Annotated in this window: 4 protein-coding genes and 2 pseudogenes; 5 read left to right on the top strand and 1 reads right to left on the bottom strand. The window is 41.1% G+C overall.

The genetic code is table 11. From position 1 onward, the window contains the following. From ABYD77_RS17855 to ABYD77_RS17835, 5 genes and pseudogenes are all read left to right on the top strand, one after another. Positions 1-169 (top strand): annotated as a pseudogene (locus tag ABYD77_RS17855) (ornithine carbamoyltransferase); the annotation flags it as partial. 12 nt (positions 170-181) lie between these two features. Then, positions 182-1,384: an argininosuccinate synthase gene (locus ABYD77_RS17850; protein ID WP_372771455.1), complete on the top strand. Its 1,203-nt coding sequence runs from the start codon at positions 182-184 to the stop codon at positions 1,382-1,384. Positions 1,385-1,415: 31 nt separating this feature from the next. Beyond that, complete coding sequence (gene argH, locus ABYD77_RS17845; RefSeq protein ID WP_372771454.1) at positions 1,416-3,281, top strand: argininosuccinate lyase; 1,866 nt, start codon at positions 1,416-1,418, stop codon at positions 3,279-3,281. Positions 3,282-3,656: 375 nt separating this feature from the next. Further along, a complete protein-coding gene (locus ABYD77_RS17840; RefSeq protein WP_372771453.1) occupies positions 3,657-3,857 on the top strand; it encodes a hypothetical protein in 201 nt (66 codons plus the stop codon). Positions 3,858-3,874: 17 nt separating this feature from the next. Further along, positions 3,875-4,453 carry a hypothetical protein gene (locus ABYD77_RS17835; protein ID WP_372771452.1) on the top strand — a complete coding sequence of 193 codons (579 nt, stop codon included), beginning with the start codon at positions 3,875-3,877 and terminating at the stop codon, positions 4,451-4,453. Between the two features lie 34 nt (positions 4,454-4,487). On the opposite strand, the pseudogene ABYD77_RS17830 reads toward ABYD77_RS17835, so the two are convergent. Further along, positions 4,488-4,667: pseudogene (locus ABYD77_RS17830) on the bottom strand (hypothetical protein); the annotation flags it as partial.

The raw sequence follows: 4,667 nt of genomic DNA, 5'->3' as shown, positions 1-4,667 counted from the left end.
TATGACAGGTGCCTCAAGCGTACTGCATTGTCAGCCAGCACACCGTGAATTTGAAATTACCTCAGAGGTAATGGACGGTGACAAATCATTCATAATACAACAAGCAGAAAATCGTATGCATGCGCAAAATGCATTGCTTGTAAGTTTATTAAATCCTAATTTTGTGTAAGGAATCGGTAACATGAGTTCTATTAAAAAAGTTGTATTAGCTTACTCAGGTGGTCTTGATACATCGGCTATCGTGCCATGGTTAAAAGAAAACTATCACTGTGAAGTAGTGGCATTTGTTGCCGATGTAGGGCAAGGCGCTGAAGAATTAGAAGGCGTAGAAGCAAAAGCGATTGCATCAGGTGCATCAGAATGCCACATCGTTGATTTAAAGGACGAGCTAGTTGCTGATTATATTTACCCAACACTTAAAACAGGCGCGATTTACGAAGGTACCTACTTATTAGGTACGTCTATGGCACGCCCTATTATTGCAAAAGCGCAAGTTGAAGTTGCGCGTAAAGTAGGTGCTGATGCACTTTCTCACGGCTGTACTGGTAAAGGCAATGATCAAGTACGTTTTGAAAGCTGTTTTGCAGCCCTAGCACCTGATTTAAAAGTGATTGCGCCTTGGCGCGAATGGGATTTATCAAGCCGTGAATCTCTGCTTGATTACCTTGCTGAACGTAATATTCCATGTGCAGCGTCGGCTACTAAAATTTATAGCCGTGATTCAAACGCATGGCACATTTCACACGAAGGTGGCGAGCTTGAAGACCCATGGTGTCAACCAAGCGACCAAGTATGGACATGGACAAATTCGCCAGAGCAAGCACCTAATGAATCGCAGTTTGTGCAGTTAAGTGTCAAAAATGGTGAAGTAGTTGCGGTAAATGGCGAGCAAATGTCACCGTTTCAAGTGCTTACTACGCTAAATGAAATTGCAGCACCACATGGTATTGGCCGTGTTGATATTGTTGAAAACCGTTTAGTGGGTATGAAATCGCGCGGTTGTTACGAAACCCCAGGGGGTACAGTAATAATGGCGGCACTGCAGGCGATTGATGAGCTCGTGCTTGATAAAACCAGTCGCAAGTGGAAAGACACCCTCGCCAATGAATTTTCGCACCTTGTTTATGATGGTCGTTGGTTTACGCCACTGAAAGATTCAATCTTAGCGGCAGCAGAAGCATTTTCGACACTGGCAAGTGGTGAAGTGGTTTTAAAACTATATAAAGGTCAAGTTACAGCAGTGCAAAAGCAGTCAGAAAACTCCTTGTACAGCGAAGACTTTGCCACTTTCGGTGAAGATGATGTTTACGATCAATCACATGCCGAAGGATTTATTCGTCTATTTTCATTAAGCAGTAGAATTTCTGCAATGAATAACAAGTAATCTTGCCGAGTATTTTTTAGAGGATTGAGCTATGGCACTGTGGGGCGGACGTTTTTCTTCGGGACCAGATCACGCATTTAAGCAATTTAATGATTCGTTACCATTTGATTATCAAATGGCAGAGGAAGACATTATTGGTTCAATTGCGTGGGCTGGCGCGTTACAGCAGGTTGATGTACTTACAACACAAGAACATCAAAAATTAGTGGCAGGATTGAATGAACTATTACTTGAAGTTCAGCAAAATCCAAATGCAATTGCGACGGCTGGGGATGAGGATATCCACTCGTACGTGGAAGCGAAGCTGATTGAAAAAGTTGGCGATCTTGGTAAAAAATTGCATACTGGGCGTAGTCGTAACGATCAAGTGGCAACAGATTTCCGCTTGTGGAGCCGAAAAACGACCAAGCAGTTACTTGCTGCTATTGCATCACTTAAAAATGCCTTAGTGACACTCGCTGAAAAAGAGTTTGGTACTGTATTGCCGGGCTATACCCACCTACAACGTGCACAACCTGTGCTGTTCAGCCATTGGTGCATGGCCTACTTTGAAATGCTTGAACGCGATGAAGCGCGTTTAGAAAGCGCGCTTAGTCGCATTAATGTCTGTCCGCTTGGTTCTGGCGCGCTGGCTGGTACTGCATATGCTATCGACCGTGAACAGCTCGCTGCTAATTTAGGTTTTGATAGAGCAAGCCGCAATAGCCTTGATGCTGTATCTGACCGTGATTTTGTTGTGGAGCTATTAAGCTGCGCATCCATTTCAATGATGCACTTATCACGCCTTGCGGAAGATATGATTTTCTATAACTCTGGTGAAGCGGGTTTTATTGAACTTGCTGACAGCGTGACATCGGGTTCAAGCTTGATGCCACAAAAGAAAAACCCAGATGCATTAGAGCTTATTCGCGGTAAAACTGGCCGTGTTTTTGGCGCATTCAGTGCTATGATGATGACATTAAAAGCACTGCCTCTTGCGTATAACAAAGATATGCAAGAGGACAAAGAAGGGCTTTTTGATGCCATGCCAACCTGGCTTGCGTGTATTCATATGGCTGAAGCCTGCATTAAAGGTGTCAAAGTTAATGCCGAGAAAACTATGGCGGCAGCACAAGGGGGGCATGCCAATGCCACAGAGCTTGCTGATTACTTAGTTGCCAAAGGCATTCCCTTTCGTGAAGGGCATCATATTGTTGGTGAGCTGGTACAAGTGGCTATTTCTGAAGGCAAAAACCTCGAAGAATTATCGCTATCGCAATTTAAAGCCGTGTGCGATGAAATTGATGACGATGTGTATCCTGTGCTGGAGTTGCAAGCATGTTTAGATGCGCGTTTAGCGCTTGGTGGTACATCACCTACGCAAGTTCAATATGCTATTAGCAACGCAAAAAAAAACGCTGAATTTACGGTAAGAGATGCCACGCTTAACGATGTAGAAGCAATCGCAGAACTTATTCAATATTGGGCGCGTGAAGGTGAGAACTTACCGCGCGCAAAAAGCGATATGATCCACAGCATTAATGAATTTGCAGTAACAGAAGTCAATGGCAAAGTGACAGGGTGTGCTTCGCTTTATATTTACGATACGGGTCTTGCTGAAATTCGCTCGCTTGGGGTTAATCCAGAATCAAGCGTAAAAGGGCAAGGGCGTGCGCTGGTTAATCATCTGATTGAAAAAGGCGCTAAGCTTGCGCTTGGGCGGATTATTGTACTTACGCGGGTGCCGGGCTTTTTTACTAAGTTAGGTTTTGCCGATAGCCATAAATCTCAGTTACCTGAAAAAGTAATGAAAGATTGTGAACTATGCCTGAGAAAAGACAACTGTGATGAAGTGGCAATGGACTACCGCATTGCAAGGCCAAATGAGTTACGCATTGAATGCCGTAATGTTGCCTAAGTAATTTCTCAAACTTTATTATTTAACACCTTTAAAACACAACAGCCATGCTGTTGTGTTTTTTTATTAGGTTAATCCTCTTTTTGTTTTATAATTAGGTACAAAGCGGTTGGGGAACACTTGCTAGTTTAAATCTTTACGCGATAATTATTTTGTTAAATAGTTATATAAATCAGGTGATTAAAACTAGTGATTTAGTCGTAAATTATAGTTTATCCTCACATTTGGATCGCTAATTGCTAATTACGTGCACCTGATGTTTAGTTGTCAGAAAAATGACAGCTAAAGGCCCCTAGGCTTGTTAGGAGTACAAACAAGAAATAATAAGGACGCTTAGGGTCATCTTTAACAATTTATTTTATAAGGAATTGAAAAATGCAAATTAACGGTACAAACAGCTTAAATGCTATGCAATATGCGCAAATGCAGAACACTCAAACAAATACGGTTAAATCAACCTCTTCACAAAACACCCTACAAAGTGATATGGTAACTTTATCGGCGGAGGCAATGAACTTGACTCCTGAATTACATCGCGGTGGTGGTAATGTAATTACCAAACGCGAGGAAGACTAACCCGTTAAAGGACATGAATGTTTTTTGATATGAACCTTGCCCCTTTTTTTGGCACATTTATGACATGGGGCTTTTTGATTGGCTTTTTGTTTAATGTGTTTGGCAAGGTTGTAGGGTTTAAAGATAGTTTGTCAATAATAATCTCAGCCCTTGTGGTATTCATGTCCTACTTCATCAGTGATCATATTTTTGAGTTCGATACTACGACGCGTGTTTATCTCCAATGGATGACACAAGATATTCTCACCATAATTACAATTTTTTTAGTTCATAAACTTTTTAAAATACAGCATCATCGCGCTTCTTATTATGTCTACATTGGATTGACATTAAATGGTCTAATGTTCTATTTGATGTGGGTTGATATTCAAGTTTTAGCTAATCAAGATCCTTGGTGGTTTTGGACAATATATTCTTTTGGTATTAATGTTGTTGATTATGTAATGGTTATTACTTTAATCGTGGGTAGGGATTGGCTTGGCTTAGTTCGCCTTGGTCGCTTTATTCGCAATAAAGTTATTGTTAAAAAAGATAGCTTTATTGAAAAACAAAAAGAAAAGCGTTTATCTCAAGCTCAAGCTTTGTTACAAGCGTAAACCTTTTTCGTTACTTACAGTTTAAATACACCGATTAAAAACGATATTCCCAACTACCACTCATGGCAAATTTTGTCTCTGAGTTACTTTCCAACTTATCGCGCCATGTGGTTGCTTTAAGTTTTAGTAAACCATCAAATAACCCTTGTTGGTAACCGAGTTCAAGTTGCAATCGCTCTGATACGTTAGTATTTAGACTTTCTGAACCTTCATT

The organism is Pseudoalteromonas sp. (assembly GCF_041629635.1).
GTDB lineage: Bacteria > Pseudomonadota > Gammaproteobacteria > Enterobacterales > Alteromonadaceae > Pseudoalteromonas.
This window is presented reverse-complemented; position numbering and strand designations above follow the sequence as displayed.